Source organism: Neisseria sp. P0009.S007 (genome assembly GCF_051962515.1).
On the sequence record NZ_JBQCVF010000380.1, the window covers coordinates 1 to 1,322 of the forward strand.

Annotated in this window: 2 protein-coding genes; both read right to left on the reverse strand. The window is 45.5% G+C overall.

Features of this window, described 5'->3' with window-relative positions:
- A partial coding sequence (locus ACTHS3_RS13420; protein ID WP_440368182.1) for a PilN domain-containing protein occupies positions 1-524 on the reverse strand: 524 nt, incomplete at its 3' end.
- A 4-nt stretch (positions 525-528) separates the two neighbouring features.
- Positions 529-1,322: type IV pilus assembly protein PilM (pilM, locus tag ACTHS3_RS13425; RefSeq protein ID WP_440368183.1), on the reverse strand; the 794-nt coding region annotated here is incomplete at its 5' end.

The following is a 1,322-nucleotide window of genomic DNA, read 5'->3' on the forward strand; positions in this document are numbered from 1 at the left end:
GATTTCAAAGTAAATTCTTGGTAGTTATCTACTTTTTTAATGCTCAACAATTCAGGCTGCAAGAAAATACCTGTACTTGGCAGGGAGCGCATCATAACGGCGATTTTATTGTCGCTGATGGCATGGCCGCTGATTTTATAGCTGGTCGGGCTTTCTGCTTCCAACGCAGTCAAATAAGTATTATCGGGCGTAAGTGTATTCAAAGAATCAAGGATATAGGCCGCTTGATAGCGTTTTTCCTGTAACTCTTCAACTTTCAGTTTTTTGGCCAAGAAGGCTTCTTTTTCTTGCTGAAGTTTATCGATTTCGCCCAATTCTCTATCAAGTCTGTCGATTTCGGTTTGCAGGAAGTTGTTGCGGCCTTCTTGATTGCTGATGGCGCTGTCAATACCAAGATAGGTAGCGGCCGCCAAGCCCAAACCTACTGCAAAAGCGCCAAGCATCAATATTTTGAATTGCTGCTGCTTGCGCTGTTTAATCTCTTCCCGATATGGGAGAAGGTTGATTCTGGTTAATTCGATCATGTTCTCAAAGTCCCCTTAATGCCAATCCGAACGCCAAAGTCAGTGACGGCGCATCAATTTGAAACTGCGGCAATTCTACTTTTGCACTGCGTTCCACATATGAAATCGGATGCAGATATTCTGTTGGCGTATTGGTTTGCGAGAAAATGCTTTCTGCCAAACCTGCCTGCTGCGCGGTAAAGCCGGTCAGCAGGATGTGTTTGATATTGTGAAAAGAATCAGTGGCCTGCGTGGTATAGTAAAATTGCAGAACACGCTGAACTTCCTGCGCAACCTGAACATTAAAACGGTCGGCAATCTGAGACTGGTAGTCGGAAGGCTTGTTTTGAGAAGCCATCATTTGTGCGGCTTTTTCTTCCGTTACCTGATAAGTACGCTGAATCAGCTGATTAAGCTGCTCAGTACTGACCGGCGTTTCTTGTTTGTAGAGGATACGGCCGTTTTGCAGAATCAGGGCATACATTTGCGTCGCATGAATGCCGAACACGGCAACTTTTTCCTCTGCCATTTCGGGAGCATGCGTATTCATCCAATAGACAAAGGCATTACGTTGCGCCAACAGGTCCAAATCCAAAGCGGACAAAGGCAGGCCCGCATTTTCAAACATTTCAATGCGTGGCTCGACATCGTCTTTTTTGGCGGCAACAGCTAAAACATGCTGGCTTGAACCGACTTCTTCGGCTTGAAAGTCGTAGTTCATTTCTTCAATAGGCGCAAATTGGCCGACTTCCGCCTCGATAAACTCTTCCAAGTCCAAATCGGTATCACGCGGGTTGTAAATAATTTGCTCGACTGTCG